Below are 17,402 nucleotides of genomic sequence, written 5' to 3' on the forward strand. Positions count from 1 at the left end.
TTCGCTAGCGAATCAGCGCCAGCACTTCATCGAAGCGCGGATGCTCGGCCGTTCGCAGCCACTCGAAGCCGACCATCTCCGTGGTGACGAGTTCCGCGCCGGCGCCGGCCAGGCGGTCGAAGGCCGCATCGCGATTGCGCTCCGTGCGCGAACTGCAGGCATCGGTCACCACCCAGACTTCGAACTCGTCCTCGAGCAGATCGAGGGCGGTCTGCAGCAGGCACACGTGGGCTTCGCAGCCCGCGATCACGATGGTGTTGCGCTCTTCGGCGGCCGCCGCCTTCTGTAAGTGCTTGGGCAGACTGCGTGCATTGCCCTGGGGGGCCTTGGCAGGCGCGCGCAGCCATTCGCCCAGCCCCTCTTCCGCCGCGCTGAAATGCATCTTGGCCAGCGTGCGCTGGCACAGGGCGCGGATGTCGGCCAGGTTCTCGCCGAGCTTCGAGGGGTTTTCTTCGGTGCCCCAGACCGGCACCTCGAGCAGGCGGGCCATCCGGCCGAGCCGCACCGCGTTCTCGACCACGGCCTCCGCTTCGAAGATCGCCGGCATCAGGCGCGCCTGGTAGTCGACCAGGACCAGTTGGGATTGCGATGCATCGAGCAGCATGAGGCGGAGTCTTTCACGAAAAAGCGAGGGGGCTAGACCGTACCACCGAACAGACCGGCCCGATCGGGCCGCTCAGTTCGGCCGCAAGCGCAGCAGCTTGCCGTCGGACTCGTCCGTCAGCACGTAGAGCAGCCCGTCGGGCCCCTGCTTCACATCGCGGATGCGCGCCCTGCCGTCTTCCAGCAGCTTGTGCTCGGCGACGACCTTGCCGTCCATGAGCTCGATGCGATCCAGGTAGCCGAACTTGAGCGATCCCACGAAGAGATTCCCCTTCCAGCCCGTGCCGTAGCGATCGCTGGTCAGGAAGGCCATGCCTGAGGGCGCGATCGAAGGCACCCAGTAGTGCAGCGGCTGCTCCAGCCCGTCCTTGCGCGTGATGCCGTCGCCGATCCTGCCGCCGCCGTAGTTCTCGCCATAGGTGATCACCGGCCAGCCGTGGTTGCGGCCGGCCTCGGGGATGTTGATCTCGTCGCCGCCCTGCGGACCGTGCTCGTGCATCCAGAGCTTTCCGTCGGGCGCCAGCGCGGCGCCCTGGCCGTTGCGATGGCCATAGCTCCAGATCTCGGGCAGCGCACCGGCTCGACCGACGAAGGGGTTGTCCGCGGGCACGCTGCCGTCCTTGGCGATGCGCACGAGCTTGCCCAGGTGGTTGTCGAGCTTCTGCGCGTCTTCCTTGCGGCTGAAGCGATCGCCCAGCGTCAGGAACAGGCTGCCGTCCTTCGCCTCGACAATGCGGCAGCCGAAATGGTGGCGGCTGGCGACCTTGGGGCGCTGGCTGAAGATCACCTTCAGGCCTTCGAGACGGCTGCCGTCGGCCGACAGCTGCGCACGCGCCAGGGCCGTACTGTTGGCCGAGCCACCCGCCTCGGGTTCGGAGAAGCAGAAATAGAAGGTCCTGTTCCTGGCGAAGGCCGAGTCCACCAGCACATCCAGCAGCCCGCCCTGGCCGCCGGTGGCGATGGCGGGCAGCCCGGCCACGGGCGCACCCAGCTTGCCGTCGGCACCGACGACGCGAATGCGGCCGGACTTCTCGGTCACCAGGAAGCGGCCGTCGGGAAGAAAGCCCACGCCCCAGGGATTTTCGAGACCCGAAGCGACCACCTCCGGCCGCGGCGCCGCCATCGCGACACCCACTGCGGCGATCGCCAGACCCGAGAGCAACGCAATCCGAAACCGAACCATCTTGAATACTTTCGATGAATTCATGAGAGATCCTTCGAAATGAGTGAAAGCGCACCAGGCGAAAAAGTATCACCCATAACTAAAAACTTTCGCTTTACATCACGGAACAACTTATGGCTGATAACGGAGAGCTTTACATTTCATAAAATCAGCGAATGTAAAAAACGTAGCCAGGACAATGGGTTGCGTGCAGAATCCCGAATCCGCATGAAATTGACATCGCTATTTGTCATCCATATCCTACGCGCCATGCGATTTCTCCTACCCGCCTGCCTCTTGATTGCATTTGCCGCCCATGCCGCACCGCAACAAGACCGTACCGAAGAACTGGATTCCCTGCTTGCCGACAAGGGGCTGATCAATCAGCTTCAGCAGGTTCGCCAAACCGTCGTCGATCGCACCTCCGATCTGGTCGTTACCGCCATCGGTTTTCTGGGCGTCCCCTACCGCCGCGGCGGCAACACGGTGGAAACCGGCTTCGACTGCAGCGGCTTCGTGCGCGCGATGTACAACCAGACGGTCGGCCACCTGCTCCCGCGCCGCGCCGAAGAACAGGCCGCCGCCACCCAGAAAATCGATCGCAGCGAACTCAAGCCCGGCGACCTCGTGTTCTTCAACACCATGCGCCGCGCGTTCAGCCATGTCGGCATCTACGTCGGCGAAGGCAAGTTCATTCACTCTCCCAAGCCCGGCGCGCAGGTCCGCGTCGAGGACATGAGTGGAAGCTACTGGCAGCGCCGCTTCAGCGGTGCACGTCGCGTGCAGGCGGCGCAGGGCGAGATCAACGCCAATACGGGCGACTGAGTCGGAGAGTTCACCAAAAAAGAAACCCGCCGTCGGCGGGTTCTTTTTTGGTTGATGCCTTCAGCGTTTGACCGGCGGCAAATCCGTGCAGTGGCCGTGCACGGCCTCCGCTGCCAAGCCGATGCTCTCGCCGAGCGTCGGATGCGGGTGGATCGTCTTGCCGATGTCGATCGCGTCAGCGCCCATCTCGATCGCCAGCGCGATCTCTCCGATCATGTCGCCGGCGTGCGTGCCGACGATGCCGCCGCCGACGATGCGATGCGATTCGGCATCGAACAGCAGCTTGGTGAAGCCCTCATCGCGGCCGTTGGCGATCGCGCGACCCGAAGCCGTCCACGGGAACAGGCCCTTCTCGATCTTCACGCCTTCGGCCTTGGCTTGGTCTTCGGTAAGCCCCACCCAGGCGATCTCGGGGTCGGTGTAGGCCACGCTGGGGATCACGCGGGCGTTGAAGGCCGCGCTCGCGAGTTCCTTGTCGCCCTTCTGCTCGCCGGCGATCACCTCGGCCGCCACGTGCGCCTCGTGCACCGCCTTGTGCTCCAGCATCGGCTGGCCGACGATGTCGCCGACGGCGAAGATATGCGCCACGTTGGTGCGCATCTGGATGTCGACCGGAATGAAGCCGCGGTCGCTGACGTTCACGCCGGCCTTCTCGGCACCGATCTTCTTGCCGTTGGGGCTGCGGCCCACGGCCTGCAACACCAGGTCGTAGAGCTGCGGCTCCTTGGGTGCCTGCTCGCCTTCGAAGCTGACGCGGATGCCGTCCTTGGTGGCCTCGGCGCCGACCGTCTTGGTCTTCAGCATGATGTTGTCGAAGCGCGGCGCGTTGAGTTTCTGCCAGACCTTGACCAGGTCGCGGTCGGCGCCCTGCATCAGGCCGTCGAGCATCTCGACCACGTCGAGCCGCGCGCCCAGCGTGGAGTAGACCGAGCCCATCTCGAGGCCGATGATGCCGCCGCCCAGGATCAGCATGCGCTTGGGATCGACGCCGAGCTCCAGCGCGCCGGTCGAATCCACCACCCGCGGGTCCTTGGGCATGAAGGGCAGATGCACGGCCTGCGAACCGGCGGCGATGACGCAGTGGCGGAACTTGACCGTCTGTGCCTTGTCGGTGGTGGCCTTGCCGTCGCCCGTGGTTTCCTGCACCTTGACGTGGTACGGATCGACGAACTCGCCGATGCCGCGCACCGTCGTCACCTTGCGCATCTTGGCCATCGCGGAGAGGCCGCCGGTGAGCTTGCCCACCACCTTGTTCTTGCGGCCGAGCAGCTTGGCGCGGTCGACCTTGGGTTCGCCGTAGCTGATGCCGAGGTCGGCGAAATGCTTGACCTCGTCGATCACCGCGGCCACGTGCAGCAAGGCCTTCGAAGGAATGCAGCCGACGTTGAGGCAGACGCCGCCCAGCGTCGCGTAGCGCTCGACGAGCACCACCTTGAGGCCGAGGTCGGCCGCGCGGAAGGCAGCGGAATAGCCGCCGGGGCCGGCGCCCAGCACCAACAGATCGCATTCGAGATCGACCGAACCGGTGTAGCTCGATGCCACGGCGGGAGCTTGAGTGGGCGCTGGGGCCTGCTTCGGTGCCGCTGCGGCGGGTGCCGGGGCCGGCGCTGCCGGCGCGGGTGCCGGCGCAGCGGCGCCTTCCGCCACATCCAGCGTCAGCACCACCGAGCCTTCGCTCACCTTGTCGCCGACCTTCACGGCCAGCGCCTTGACGACACCGGCATGCGACGACGGGATCTCCATCGAAGCCTTGTCCGACTCCACCGTGATCAGCGACTGCTCGGCCTTCACCGTGTCGCCCACTTTCACTAGCACCTCGATCACCGCGACTTCGTCGAAATCGCCGATGTCCGGCACCTTGATTTGCTGTTCGCTCATTTGGACACCTTCAGTTTGAGTGTGAGAACGTCGATGGGGCCCGCCGAATTGCGATCGAATTCGCAGGCCGCGGCGACGCCGGCTTCCGCGATCTCGCGCGCCGAGCGCACCTTGTCGTAGGCCGCATGCATGGCGCCGAGCGCAAAGCTGCGTCCCGAGCCGATGCTCCAGAACTGCTTGAACTCGAAGACCTCGCGGTAGCTGTAGATCCCGTAGATGCCGCTCGGGTTGGCGAGCAGCATCGTGAACTGGCTCGATTCGTAGGGATCGTGCTCGTCTTCCTTGGTCTGCAGGAAGAAGGACTCCTTCAACACCGGATGCAGCAGCGTGAAGGTGCGAAAGATCTGGTCCTTGCTGCCGAAGCGCAGCGCATCCGCCGGCTGGGCTGCCAGCGCCTGCTGCAGCACCAGGAAGTGCGCGGCCGCGCCGGCGACGGCGAAGACGCTCTCGCCCTCCGCGTCGGCGACCCGGAAGAGCTTCTGGTTCGCCTCGGCGTTGAACGACAGCCGCGTGTCCCCGAAGGTCACGAGCGCATCGGCCGCCATCACCACTTGACCGCCTTTACGGACGGCCACCACCGTGGTCATAGGAGAACGCGGCGGAAGTCGGCGAGGACCTGGCCCAGGTAAGCGTTGAACCGGGCGGCCGAAGCGCCATCGATGACGCGATGGTCGTACGACAGCGACAGCGGCAGGAGCAGGCGCGGCTGGAAGGCCTTGCCGTCCCACACCGGCTTCGTCGCGCTCTTGGACAGGCCGAGGATCGCGACTTCGGGCGCGTTGATGATGGGCGTGAAGTGCGTGCCGCCGATGCCGCCGAGCGAGCTGATCGAGAAGCAGCCGCCCTGCATGTCGGCCGAGCCGAGCTTGCCGTCGCGCGCCTTCTTGGCGAGCTCGCCCATTTCCTGGCTGATCTGCAGAACGCCCTTCTTGTCGGCATCCTTGAGCACCGGCACCACGAGCCCGTTGGGCGTGTCGGCCGCGAAGCCGATGTGGAAGTACTGCTTGTAGACGAGCTGGTCGCCGTCCAGGCTGGTGTTGAACTCGGGGTACTTCTTCAGCGCCGAGACCACCGCCTTGATCACGAAAGCCAGCATCGTCACCTTGACGCCGGACTTCTCGTTTTCCTTGTTGGTCGAAACGCGGAAAGCTTCGAGCTCGGTGATGTCGGCTTCGTCGTTGTTGGTGACGTGCGGGATCATCACCCAGTTGCGGTGCAGGTTGGCACCGCTGATCTTCTTGATGCGCGACAGGTCCTTGCGCTCGACAGTGCCGAACTTGGTGAAGTCGACCTTGGGCCAGGGCAGCAGACCGAGCGCTTCGCCGCCGCCGCCCGCGGGCGCCTTGGCCGCCGAGGCCTTGGTGCTGGCCGCGCCGCTCATCACCGCGCGGGTGAAGTTCTGGACATCTTCCTGCGTGACGCGGCCCTTGGGCCCGCTGCCCTTGACTTCCTCGAGCGGCACGCCGAGTTCGCGTGCGAACTTGCGTACCGAGGGCGATGCATGCGGCAGCTTGCCGCTGGGCGCGACCGTCGGGTCGTGCGCGGGCGGCGCGGCAGCCGGGGCAGCGGATACCGCCGGAGCGGCTGCCGGCGCAGGCGCCGATGCGCTCGCCGGCGCAGGCGCCGCGGCCGCCTGCGCCGGAGCGGCGGCAGCGCCGCCGCCCGAACCTTCGACCACCGCGATCAGGTCCCCGATGTTGACCGTGTCGCCGACCTTGACCTTGAGTTCCTTCAGCACGCCGGCCGCGGACGACGGAATCTCCATCGAGGCCTTGTCCGACTCGACCGTGATCAGCGACTGCTCTTCCTTGATGGTGTCGCCCGGCTTCACCAGCACCTCGATCACCGCGACATCCTTGAAGTCGCCGATGTCCGGCACCTTGACCTCGACCGGGCCTGTGGCCGCGGCAGCGGCCGGAGCAGCCGCAGCCGGCGCTGGTGCAGCTGCTGCCGGCGCCGGTGCCGCGGCCGGCGGCGCGGATGCAGCAGGTGCCGCAGCTGCGCCCTCGCCTTCGAGCACCAGCACGACCGAGCCTTCCTTGACCTTGCTGCCGACCTGGACCTTGAGTTCCTTCACGACGCCGGCCTGGCTCGACGGAATTTCCATCGAGGCCTTGTCCGACTCCACCGTGATGAGCGATTGCTCGGCCTTCACCGAATCGCCCACCTTTACCAGCACTTCGATCACTGCGACTTCATCGAAATCGCCGATGTCCGGCACCTTGACTTCCACTGTTGCCATAAAAGTGTCTCCCGCCCTAGAGGCGCAGTTGATTGTTGGTTGTTGTTTACGCGTAGAGCGGGTTGATCTTTTCAGCGTTGATGCCGTACTTCTTGATCGCCTCTGCCACCTTGGCAGCCGGCACCGTGCCCTCGTCGGCCAGCGCCTTGAGCGCGGCCACCACGATGAAGTGGCGGTTGACCTCGAAGTGCTCGCGCAGCTTGTTGCGGAAGTCGCTGCGGCCGAAGCCGTCGGTGCCCAGGACCCGGTAGGTGCGGCCCTTCGGAATGAAGGGGCGGATCTGTTCGGCGTAGGCCTTCATGTAGTCGGTCGACGCCACGACCGGACCGGTGCTCGCCGAAAGCTGCTCGGCAACGAAGGACAGGCGCGGCTCGTCGGTCGGGTGCAGCAGGTTCCAGCGATCGGCTTCCTGGCCGTCGCGCGTGAGCTCGTTGAAGCTCGGGCAGCTCCACACGGAGGCGCTCACGCCCCAGTCCTTCTCGAGCAGTTCCTGCGCCGCGATGCTCTCGCGCAGGATCGTGCCGCTGCCCAGCAGCTGCACCGTCGGCGCCTCCTTGCCCTTCGCGGCCTTGACCACCGGGGCCTGCTTGCAGAGGTACATGCCCTTGATGATCTGCTCCTCGGTGCCGGGTTGCAGGCCGGGCATCGGGTAGTTCTCGTTCAAGAGCGTCAAGTAGTAGTAGACGTTGTCCTGCTTCTCCACCATGCGCTTCAGGCCGTGGTGCAGGATCACGCCGACCTCGTGCGCGAAGGTCGGGTCGTAGCTCACGCAGTTCGGGATGGTGTTCGCGAGGATGTGGCTGTGGCCGTCTTCGTGCTGCAAGCCTTCGCCGTTGAGCGTGGTGCGCCCCGAGGTGCCGCCCAGCAGGAAGCCGCGCGCCTGCATGTCGCCCGCTGCCCAGGCCAGGTCGCCGATGCGCTGGAAGCCGAACATCGAGTAGTACACGTAGAACGGCACCATGATGCGGTTGTTGGTGCTGTACGAAGTGGCCGCGGCGATCCAGCTCGACATGCCGCCGGCCTCGTTGATGCCTTCCTGCAGGATCTGGCCGCTCTTGTCTTCCTTGTAGTACATGACCTGGTCCTTGTCGACCGGGGTGTACTGCTGGCCATCGGGGTTGTAGATGCCGATCTGGCGGAACAACCCTTCCATGCCGAAGGTGCGCGCTTCGTCAACCAGGATCGGCACCACGCGCGGACCCAGCGCCTTGTCGCGCAGCAGTTGCGTGAGGAAGCGCACGTAGGCTTGCGTGGTCGAGATCTCACGGCCCTCGGCCGTGGGCTCCATCACGGCCTTGAAGGTGTCGAGCGCCGGCACGGTGAAGCTCTCGTCGGCCTTGGTGCGGCGATGCGGCAGGTAGCCGCCGAGGGCCTTGCGGCGCTCGTGCAGGTACTTCATCTCGGGCGTGTCGTCGGCCGGCTTGTAGAACGGCAGCTCGGCGATCTGGCTGTCGGGGATCGGGATGTTGAAGCGGTCGCGGAAGGCCCTGATGTCCTCGTCGCCGAGCTTCTTGGTCTGGTGGACCGTGTTCTTGCCCTCGCCGATCTTGCCCATGCCGAAGCCCTTGACGGTCTTGACCAGCAGCACCGTGGGTTGGCCCGTGTGCTTGACGGCCGCATCGAAGGCCGCGTACACCTTCTGCGAATCGTGGCCGCCGCGGCGCAGGTTCCAGATGTCGTCGTCGCTCATCTTGGCGACCATCTCGAGCGTGCGCGGATCCTTGCCGAAGAAGTGCTTGCGCACGTAGGCGCCGTCATTGGCCTTGAACGACTGATAGTCGCCGTCGTTCGTCTCCATCATGATCTTGCGCAGCGCACCGTCCTTGTCGCGTGCCAAGAGCGGATCCCAGCTGCTGCCCCAGATCAGCTTGATCACGTTCCAGCCCGAGCCGCGGAATTCGCCTTCGAGTTCCTGGATGATCTTGCCGTTGCCGCGCACCGGGCCGTCCAGACGCTGCAGGTTGCAGTTAATGACGAAGATCAGGTTGTCGAGCTTCTCGCGCGCGGCCAGGCCGATGGCGCCCAGCGATTCGACCTCGTCCATTTCACCGTCGCCGCAGAACACCCAGACCTTGCGGTTCTCGGTGTTGGCGATGCCGCGGGCATGCAGGTACTTGAGGAAGCGCGCCTGGTAGATCGCCATCAGCGGGCCCAGGCCCATCGAGACGGTGGGGAACTGCCAGAACTCGGGCATCAGCTTCGGGTGCGGATAGCTCGACAGGCCCTTGCCGTCGACTTCCTGGCGGAAGTTGAGCAGTTGCTCCTCGGTCAGGCGGCCTTCGAGGTAGGCGCGTGCATAGATGCCGGGCGAAACGTGTCCCTGGATGTAGAGGCAGTCGCCGCCGTGGTTTTCGCTCTCGGCGTGCCAGAAGTGGTTGAAGCCGGCGCCGAACATGTTGGCCAGCGAGGCGAAGGAGCCGATGTGCCCCCCCAGATCGCCGCCTTCGGCGGGATGGTGGCGGTTGGCCTTCACGACCATCGCCATCGCGTTCCAGCGCATGTAGGCGCGCAGCCGCTCTTCGATCTCAAGATTGCCGGGGCAGCGTTCTTCCTGGTCGGTCTCGATCGTGTTCACGTAGGCGGTGTTGGCCGAGAACGGTTTGTCGATGCTGTTCTGGCGTGCATGTTCGAGCAGTTGCTCGAGAAGGAAGTGCGCACGCTCGGGGCCTTCGCTTTCGATGACGGCCGACAGGGCCTCCATCCATTCGCGGGTTTCCTGTGCGTCCGGGTCGTTCGCGGCCGAGCCGTACAGGTTCTCGGGATTTGCCGACATGCTTGTCTCCTTTTGAGGGGGGTTGTGGCTGTAATTTAGTGCCGTATCCGGCAGCGCGCGGGAGTTTCGCACAGAAATATCCAAATTTCAAATAGTGCGTGATGATTTCTTAATATGAAATATATGGATGCTGTCAGAGGTGAAGGTGGCCTCGTTCGAAGTCATGTCACTGCACGCAACCACGGCCCGCAGCGGGCCCTTCCCCTAAACTCGCGCGATGCCCTTTTCCTCTCCGATCGCGGTCGCGCGCAGCGCTGTCAACGCGTCGCCGCTGTCCTGGTGGCGGCGCTGGTGGCGCCGGCAGACGCCGGTGCTGCAGGATGCGGTCGCGATGCTGGCGCCGCTGGCGGCGGTGCTGCTTTTTCTTGCAGCCATCGTCGCGGCCTTCTGGTATCTGCGCGCAGAAGAGGTGGAGCGCGAGCAGGAGTCGGTCAAGCGCGACGTGGAGTACGCGCAGCAACGCGTGCGCCTGCGGCTTCTGGAGCGGCAGGAGCAGCTGATGCGCCTGGCGCGCGATGCCTCCAACCGCGAGATCGACGCCACCGAATTCGCGAGCCGCTCGGAGTCGCTGGTGAGCCAGTTTCCCGAACTTCAGGCGATCAGCTGGATCGACGACCGGCGCCGCTTCAAGGCGGGCTACGCGGCGCCCAGCGTCCATCCGGCACAGCAGCATGCCGTGGGCGACGTGCTGCGGCCGGGCGACATCGAGAGCAATTACGCGCTGGCGCGCGAGCTGCGCCAGCCTGTGTTCTCGCAACCGGTGGCCGGCGGCGACCCGCCGTCGATGCTTCAGCTGCACATCCCCTTCTTCGACCAGGGCCTGTTCGCGGGCATGGTGCTGGGCGAGTTTTCGATCGATGGCCTGCTGCGCTACGGCATGCCCTCCGAGGTGTCGGCGCGCTACGCGGTGTCGCTGCTGGATGCCAAGGGCGGCCTGATCGCCGGCAACACGGTTGCCAGCCCGCGCGAGGCCGAGACCCGCCTCCTGCCTTGGTCCGAACAGACCAACGAATACGAAGTCCCGGTCTCGCCGGTGGGCAACGCACTGGTGCTGCGCGCGCAGGCCTACCGCACCTCGCAGGGCGTGGTCGGCAATGGCCTCTTCTGGCTGGTTGGCGCGCTCAGCGTGCTCACGAGCTGGATGCTGATCGGCACCTGGCGCCACACGCGGCGCCGGCTTCAGGCCCAGCAGGCGCTGGTGGCCGAAACCAACTTCCGGCGCGCGATGGAGAACTCCATGCTCACCGGCATGCGCGTGCTCGATCTCGAGGGCCGCATCACCTACGTCAACGCGGCCTTCTGCCAGATGACAGGCTGGGACGAGAGCGAGCTCGTGGGCCAGACGCCGCCCTTCCCCTACTGGCTGGAATCCGATCGCGAGATCATGAACGAGCGGCTCGAGGAAGAGTTGCATGGCCGTGCGCTCCCGGGCGGCTTCCAGGTGCGCGTCAAGCGCAAAAACGGCAGCGTGTTCAACGCCCGCCTCTACGTGTCGCCGCTGATCGATGCGCGCGGCCATCAGACCGGCTGGATGACCTCGATGACCGACATCACCGAGCCCACCCGCATCCGCGAGCAGCTCTCGGCCTCCTACGAGCGCTTCACCACGGTGCTCGAGGCGCTGGACGCCTCGGTGTCGGTGGCGCCGCTCGGCAGCGAGGAACTGCTGTTCGCCAACAAGTTGTACCGGCTCTGGTTCGGCTCCGACACCGTGGGGCACCTGGGCATGGTGGCGCAGGCCGGCGTACCGGCCTCGCACGCGCACGACGACGCACTCGACGACGTCGATCCTTTCGCCGGCCTGCCGATCGACCAGCTGACCGCCGCGCAGCCTGCCAACAACGAGATCTTCGTGCCCGAACTCGGCAAGTGGCTCGAGGTGCGTTCGCGCTACCTGACCTGGGTCGACGGCCGGCTCGCGCAACTGGTGATCGCCACCGACATCACGCCGCGGCGCGATGCCGAAGACCTGTCGGCCGCGCAGGCCGACCGCGCGCAGGCCGCCAGCCGGCTGATCACCATGGGCGAGATGGCGTCCAGCGTCGCGCACGAGCTCAACCAGCCGCTGACCGCGATCACCAACTACTGCAACGGCATGATGTCGCGCATCCGCGGACAGCAGATCGATTCCGAGGCCCTGCTCGCGGCGCTCGACAAGACCTCCAAGCAGGCGCAGCGCGCGGGCCAGATCATCCAGCGCATCCGCTCCTTCGTGAAACGCAGCGAGCCGAACCGCACGCCGGCCGAGGTCTCGACCATGGTGAGCGAAGCGGTCGAACTCGCCGGCATCGAGCTCCGCCGCCGCAACGTGCGCCTCAACCACTACGTGGCCGCGCGCCTTCCGGTGGTGCGGGTCGATCCGATCCTGATCGAGCAGGTGATGGTCAACCTGCTGAAGAACGCGGCCGAGTCGATCGACCTGGCCGACCGGCCGCTCGCGCGTCGCAGCGTCGAGCTGCGCGTGCTGCCCAAGGTCATCGACGGCCAGAACGCGGTCGAGTTCTCGGTGCAGGACACCGGCATGGGCCTCGCGCCGGAAGTGATGGATCGGCTCTACGAAGCCTTCTTCTCGACCAAGCCCGAAGGCATGGGCATCGGGCTCAACCTCTGCCGCACCATCGTCGAGTCGCACCGCGGCCGGATGAAGGCGGAGAACATCTACAATGGCCCGGATGTCGTCGGATGCCGTTTCTCCTTCTGGATTCCGGTGTTGGACGCTATTGATTCCGTAGCAAGCAACGAGGCGAAGGTACCTGCATGAGTTTGATTCCCAAGAAGGGCACGGTCTATGTCGTCGATGACGACGAGGCAGTCCGCGATTCGTTGCAATGGCTGCTCGAAGGCAAGGACTACCGGGTTCGCTGCTTCGATTCGGCCGAATCCTTCTTGTCCCGCTACGACCCGCGCGAGGTCGCCTGCCTGATCGTCGACATCCGCATGGGCGGCATGTCGGGCATCGAACTTCAAGACCGCCTGATCGAGCGCCGCTCGCCGCTGCCGATCGTCGTCATCACCGGCCACGGCGACGTGCCGATGGCAGTCGACAGCATGAAGAAAGGCGCCATGGATTTCATCCAGAAGCCCTTCAACGACGATGCGCTCGTAGCGCTGGTCGAACGCATGCTCGAACACGCGCGCGGCGCCTTCGCGCAGCACCAGCAATCGGCCAGCCGCGACGCACTGCTTTCCAAGCTCACCGGCCGCGAGGCGCAGGTGCTCGAGCGCATCGTCGCCGGCCGGCTCAACAAGCAGATCGCCGACGACCTCGGCATCAGCATCAAGACGGTGGAAGCGCACCGCGCCAACATCATGGAAAAGCTCAACGCCAACACGGTGGCCGACCTGCTCAAGATCGCCTTGGGACAGGCGGCGCCCGGCAAGGCAGCCTAGCGGCTATCGTCCCGATAGCGATACCGATCTTCGACGCCTGCGCAAGCGGGCGTTTTTACTTGGAAAATCCAAAACCGATGACAGCTCAACTGATCGACGGCAACGCCCTCTCCCGAACGCTGCGCGCCGAAGTGGCGACGCGGGCCGCGGCGCTCAAGTCCCGCGGCGTCGCGCCCGGGCTGGCCGTGGTCCTGGTCGGGGAGAACCCCGCCAGCCAGGTCTACGTGCGCAACAAGGTCAAGGCCTGCGAAGACAACGGATTGCATTCGGTGCTCGAGAAGTACCCGGCCGAGCTGAGCGAGGCCGAGCTGCTGGCGAGGGTCGAGGCGCTCAACAAGGATCCGGCGATCCACGGCATCCTGGTGCAGCTGCCGCTGCCCGCGCACATCGACGCGCAGAAGGTCATCGAGGCCATCGCCCCCGCCAAGGACGTCGACGGCTTCCACGTCGCAAGCGCCGGTGCGCTCATGACGGGCATGCCCGGCTTCTGGCCTTGCACGCCCTACGGCTGCATGAAGATGTTCGAGTCCATCGGCTATGAACTGCGCGGCAAGCACGCCGTCGTCATCGGCCGCAGCAACATCGTCGGCAAGCCCATGGCGCTGATGCTGCTCGCCAAGAACGCGACCGTCACCATCTGCCACAGCGCGACGCAGGACCTCGGCGCCATCACGCGCCAAGCCGACGTGGTGGTCGCGGCCGTCGGCAAGCGCAATGTGCTCACGGCCGACATGGTCAAGCCCGGCGCCGTGGTGATCGATGTCGGGATGAACCGCAACGACGAAGGCAAGCTCTGCGGCGACGTGGATTTCGCCGGCGTGCGCGAGGTGGCCGGCTGGATCACGCCGGTGCCCGGCGGCGTCGGCCCGATGACCATCACGATGCTGCTCGTCAACACGATCGAGGCGGCCGAACGCGCCGCCGAGGCCACTTGAACTCGAGCCCCCTGCCCGCCATCTGAACAAGACCATGACCAATCCGCTCCTCGACTTCAACGACCTCCCGCTGTTCGACCGGATCAGGCCCGAGCATGTCGCGCCCGCCGTCGATGTGCTGCTCGCCGACGCCGAGGCCGCATTGCAGGCAGCGACCACGCCCGAATTCCCGGCCGACTGGACCGCGATCGCCAAGGTGCTCGACGTCGCCTCGGAGCGTTTCAGCCGCGCCTGGGGCGCCGTGGGCCATCTCAACGCGGTCGCCGACACGCCGGAGCTGCGCGCCGCCTACAACGAAGCGATGCCCCGCGTCACCGCCTTCTGGACCCGCCTCGGCTCCGACGAGCGGCTCTATGCCAAATACAAGGCGATCGATCCGGCGACCCTGAATCCCGAGCAGCGCCAGGCGCACCTCTACGCCGTGCGCAACTTCGTGCTCGGCGGCGCCGAATTGCAGGGCGAGGCGAAGAAACGCTTTGCGGAAATCCAGGAACGCCAGGCCGAGCTGAGCCAGAAGTTCAGCGAGAACGCGCTCGACGCGACCGATGCGTTCGCGTACTACACCCAACTCGGCGAACTCGAGGGCCTGCCGGAAGACGTGGTCAGCGCGGCGCGCGCGGCGGCCGAAGCCGAGGGCAAGGAAGGCTACAAGCTCACGCTGAAGATGCCCTCCTACCTGCCGGTCATGCAGTTCGCCAGGAGCAGCGCCCTGCGCGAGAAGCTCTATCGCGCCTACGTCACGCGCGCCAGCGAATTCGGCGACCCCGCCTTCGACAACACCGAACTGATCCGCGAGATCCTCGCGCTGCGCCAGGAGGAAGCGAAGCTCCTGGGCTATCCCAACTTCGGCGAGCTTTCCATCGTGCCCAAGATGGCGGAATCGGCCGGACAGGTCATCAAGTTCCTGCGCGATCTCGCGGCCAAGGCCAAACCCTACGGCGAGCGCGACCTGGCCGACCTGCGCGTGTTCGCGGCGCAGCAACTCGGCATCGTCGACCCGCAACCCTGGGACTGGAGCTACATCGGCGAGAAGCTCAAGGAAGCGCGCTACGCCTTCAGCGAGCAGGAGGTCAAGCAGTACTTCACCGCGCCGAAGGTCATGGCCGGCCTGTTCAAGATCGTCGAGACGCTGTTCGAGGTGTCGATCCATCGCGACAGTGCGCCCGTGTGGCATCCGAGCGTCGAGGTCTACCGCATCGAACGCGCGGGGCAGAAGGTCGGCCAGTTCTATCTCGATCCGGCGGCCCGTGCCGCCAAGCGCGGCGGCGCCTGGATGGATGATGTGCGCGCCCGCTGGCTCAGGCCCGACACCGGCGCGCTGCAGACGCCGGTCGCGCAACTGGTCTGCAACTTCGCCGAGGGCGTCGACGGCAAGCCGCCGCTGCTTACGCACGACGACGTGACGACGCTGTTCCACGAGTTCGGCCACGGGCTGCACCACATGCTCACGCAGGTCAACGAGCGCGACGTCTCGGGCATCAGCGGGGTCGAGTGGGACGCCGTCGAGCTGCCGAGCCAGTTCATGGAGAACTTCTGCTGGGAGTGGGATGTTCTGGCGCACATGACCTCGCACGTCGACACCGGCGAACCGCTGCCGCGCGCGCTGTTCGACAAGATGACCGCGGCCAAGAACTTCCAGAGCGGCCTGCAGACGCTGCGCCAGATCGAGTTCTCGCTGTTCGACATGCTGCTGCACACCGAATACGACGCCGCCGGCGCCCAGCCGGGCGACGTGATGGCGCTGCTCGGCAAGGTGCGCGACGAGGTCGCGGTGATGCCTTCGCCACCCTTCAGCCGCACGCCCAACACCTTCAGCCACATCTTCTCGGGCGGCTACGCGGCCGGCTACTACAGCTACAAGTGGGCCGAGGTGCTGAGCGCCGACGCCTACGCGGCCTTCGAGGAAACCGCCGGCGCCAATGGAGAGCCGAGCATCGAGACCGGCCGCAAATACCGCCAGGCCATCCTCGAGGCCGGCGGCAGCCGCAGCGCGATGGAGTCCTTCAAGGCCTTCCGGGGCCGCGAGCCGCAGCTCGATGCGCTGCTGCGACACCAGGGAATGACCGAGGCGCAGCCGGCCTGAGATGGCGCGGCGCCCGCGCGGCCTGAGATACTCCGCTCCATCGGATCACGAAAGTCATCGATGAAGCTCAACGCACATCTCTCAGGCCTCGCCCTGCTGCTCGCCGCCGGCGCCGCCCTGGCGCAGCCGGTCTACCGCCATGTCGACAAGAACGGCAAGGTCACCTTCTCGGACCAGCCGCCTGCCGCCAATGCGCAACCCGCGACGCCGCGCGGCGGCAGCGCGGCGGGTGCCAGCGCCGGCCTGCCCTACGAGCTGCGGCAGGTTGCGCAGCGATACCCGGTCACGCTCTACACCAGCGACGAGTGCGGGCCCTGCGGCGCGGGCCGCTCGCTGCTGGTGACACGCGGAATCCCCTTCGACGAACGGACCATCAAGAGCAACGAGGACGTGGAGGCGCTGCAGCGCTTGAGCGGCCAGGCCTCGCTGCCGCTGCTGTCCATCGGCACGCAGCAGCTCAAGGGTTTTTCGGATGCCGAGTGGTCGCAGTATCTCGACGCGGCAGGCTATCCCAAGAGCGCCCAGTTGCCGGCGAGCTACCGCAATCCGCCGGCGCAGCCCCTTGTGGCTGCCCAGCCAGCGCCTGCGGCGCAGCCCCAGCGTGCTGCGCCTGCGCCATCTACCCCGCAGCCGCCTGCTGCGACCGGCCCGACACCGAGCAATCCGGCCGGCATCAAGTTCTGAATCAATAGCCCCCACGCTCCGTCGCTTCGCGTACTCGCTGCCCCCCGAGGGGGCCGCAGGCCGCCTTGGGGCGGCCCGGCGCCGGCCTGACCCTCGCTCAGTCGAAGCGAAGCGTCTGCACGCCGGACGGCGTGCCCAGCAGACACACGTTGGCCCGTTGGTGGGCGAAAACCCCCACGGTGACCACGCCGGGCCATTGATTCACTTCGCTCTCGAAGCCCAGGGGGTCGGTGATCCGGAGACCCGTCACGTCGATGATGTGCTGGCCGTTGTCGGTGACCAGCGCCACGCCGTCCTTCTCGCGCACCTGTGCCATGCCGCCGAGCCGCGCGAACTGCCGTATCACGCGCTGCGCCGCCATCGGGATCACCTCGACCGGCAGCGGGAATGCGCCGAGCGTGTTCACGCGCTTGGAAGAATCTGCAATGCAGACGAAGCGCCTGGACTGGGCGGCGACGATCTTTTCGCGCGTGAGCGCGGCGCCACCGCCCTTGATCATGTAGCCGCGGCCGTCGATCTCGTCGGCGCCGTCGATGTACACAGCCAGTTCCTCGACCTCGTTGCTGTCGAACACCGGGATGCCCAGCGCATGCAGGCGTTCGGTCGACGCCACCGAGCTGGACACCGCGCCGCGGATGTCGCCCTTGATCGTCGCCAGCGCGTCGATGAACTTGTTCACCGTCGAGCCGGTGCCGACGCCGACGATCTCTCCCTTCACCACGTGGGCGAGCGCGGCGCGGCCGACCTGCGCCTTGAGTTCGTCCTGGGTCAGGGCCGATGCGGGAGCGGGGGAAGTCATCGGAGAGAATCCTTGGGGCTACGAAGTC

Annotated in this window: 13 protein-coding genes; 6 read left to right on the plus strand and 7 right to left on the minus strand. The window is 66.1% G+C overall.

Translation table 11 applies throughout. The annotated features are described in order from the left end of the window. Nucleotides 1-4: 4 nt before the first annotated feature. Both ACSQ9I_RS18480 and ACSQ9I_RS18485 read right to left on the minus strand, forming a co-directional pair. Nucleotides 5-604 carry an isochorismatase family protein gene (locus ACSQ9I_RS18480; RefSeq protein WP_093108134.1) on the minus strand — a complete coding sequence of 200 codons (600 nt, stop codon included), beginning with the start codon at nt 602-604 and terminating at the stop codon, nt 5-7. 72 nt (nt 605-676) lie between these two features. Beyond that, on the minus strand, nt 677-1,786 hold the full coding sequence (locus tag ACSQ9I_RS18485) for a PQQ-dependent sugar dehydrogenase (RefSeq protein ID WP_436315775.1): 1,110 nt from the start codon (nt 1,784-1,786) through the stop codon (nt 677-679). Between the two features lie 207 nt (nt 1,787-1,993). Here ACSQ9I_RS18485 and ACSQ9I_RS18490 point away from each other — a divergent pair, with 207 nt between their 5' ends. Then, entirely contained in the window at nt 1,994-2,590 is a 597-nt protein-coding gene (locus tag ACSQ9I_RS18490; RefSeq protein ID WP_436292722.1) for a C40 family peptidase, read from the plus strand. A 60-nt stretch (nt 2,591-2,650) separates the two neighbouring features. On the opposite strand, the gene lpdA is transcribed toward ACSQ9I_RS18490, so the two are convergent. The 4 genes from lpdA to aceE are packed head-to-tail and all read right to left on the minus strand — an operon-like array spanning nt 2,651 to nt 9,483. Further along, nucleotides 2,651-4,468, minus strand: coding sequence for a dihydrolipoyl dehydrogenase (gene lpdA / locus ACSQ9I_RS18495; protein ID WP_436314040.1), 1,818 nt, complete (start codon nt 4,466-4,468; stop codon nt 2,651-2,653). Further along, nucleotides 4,465-5,055 (minus strand): MFS transporter, encoded by a 591-nt coding sequence (locus tag ACSQ9I_RS18500; RefSeq protein ID WP_436304518.1) that lies wholly within the window; start codon nt 5,053-5,055, stop codon nt 4,465-4,467. The genes lpdA and ACSQ9I_RS18500 overlap by 4 nt, the downstream gene beginning before the upstream one ends. Then, complete coding sequence (gene aceF / locus ACSQ9I_RS18505; RefSeq protein WP_436314041.1) at nt 5,052-6,710, minus strand: dihydrolipoyllysine-residue acetyltransferase; 1,659 nt, start codon at nt 6,708-6,710, stop codon at nt 5,052-5,054. Before aceF ends, ACSQ9I_RS18500 begins: the two co-directional genes overlap by 4 nt. 46 nt (nt 6,711-6,756) lie before the next feature. Further along, nucleotides 6,757-9,483, minus strand: coding sequence for a pyruvate dehydrogenase (acetyl-transferring), homodimeric type (aceE, locus tag ACSQ9I_RS18510; protein WP_436314042.1), 2,727 nt, complete (start codon nt 9,481-9,483; stop codon nt 6,757-6,759). 217 nt (nt 9,484-9,700) lie between these two features. Between aceE and ACSQ9I_RS18515 the strand changes: the two genes are divergently transcribed. From ACSQ9I_RS18515 to ACSQ9I_RS18535, 5 genes are all read left to right on the plus strand, one after another. Further along, a complete protein-coding gene (locus tag ACSQ9I_RS18515) occupies nt 9,701-12,244 on the plus strand; it encodes a PAS domain S-box protein (protein WP_093108146.1) in 2,544 nt (847 codons plus the stop codon). Beyond that, a complete protein-coding gene (locus ACSQ9I_RS18520) occupies nt 12,241-12,873 on the plus strand; it encodes a response regulator transcription factor (protein WP_093108148.1) in 633 nt (210 codons plus the stop codon). Before ACSQ9I_RS18515 ends, ACSQ9I_RS18520 begins: the two co-directional genes overlap by 4 nt. 77 nt (nt 12,874-12,950) lie before the next feature. Continuing rightward, nucleotides 12,951-13,808: a bifunctional methylenetetrahydrofolate dehydrogenase/methenyltetrahydrofolate cyclohydrolase FolD gene (folD, locus tag ACSQ9I_RS18525; RefSeq protein WP_436314043.1), complete on the plus strand. Its 858-nt coding sequence runs from the start codon at nt 12,951-12,953 to the stop codon at nt 13,806-13,808. Nucleotides 13,809-13,842: 34 nt separating this feature from the next. Further along, a complete protein-coding gene (locus ACSQ9I_RS18530) occupies nt 13,843-15,891 on the plus strand; it encodes a M3 family metallopeptidase (RefSeq protein ID WP_436314044.1) in 2,049 nt (682 codons plus the stop codon). A gap of 60 nt (nt 15,892-15,951) precedes the next feature. Beyond that, nucleotides 15,952-16,575 carry a glutaredoxin family protein gene (locus ACSQ9I_RS18535; protein ID WP_436314045.1) on the plus strand — a complete coding sequence of 208 codons (624 nt, stop codon included), beginning with the start codon at nt 15,952-15,954 and terminating at the stop codon, nt 16,573-16,575. A 97-nt stretch (nt 16,576-16,672) separates the two neighbouring features. Here ACSQ9I_RS18535 and rpiA read toward each other — a convergent pair whose 3' ends face one another. Next, nucleotides 16,673-17,374 carry a ribose-5-phosphate isomerase RpiA gene (rpiA, locus tag ACSQ9I_RS18540; protein ID WP_093108156.1) on the minus strand — a complete coding sequence of 234 codons (702 nt, stop codon included), beginning with the start codon at nt 17,372-17,374 and terminating at the stop codon, nt 16,673-16,675. Nucleotides 17,375-17,402 lie beyond the last annotated feature (28 nt).

It is taken from the genome of Variovorax sp. LjRoot84 (genome assembly GCF_964254305.1).
Taxonomy (GTDB): Bacteria; Pseudomonadota; Gammaproteobacteria; order Burkholderiales; family Burkholderiaceae_C; genus Variovorax.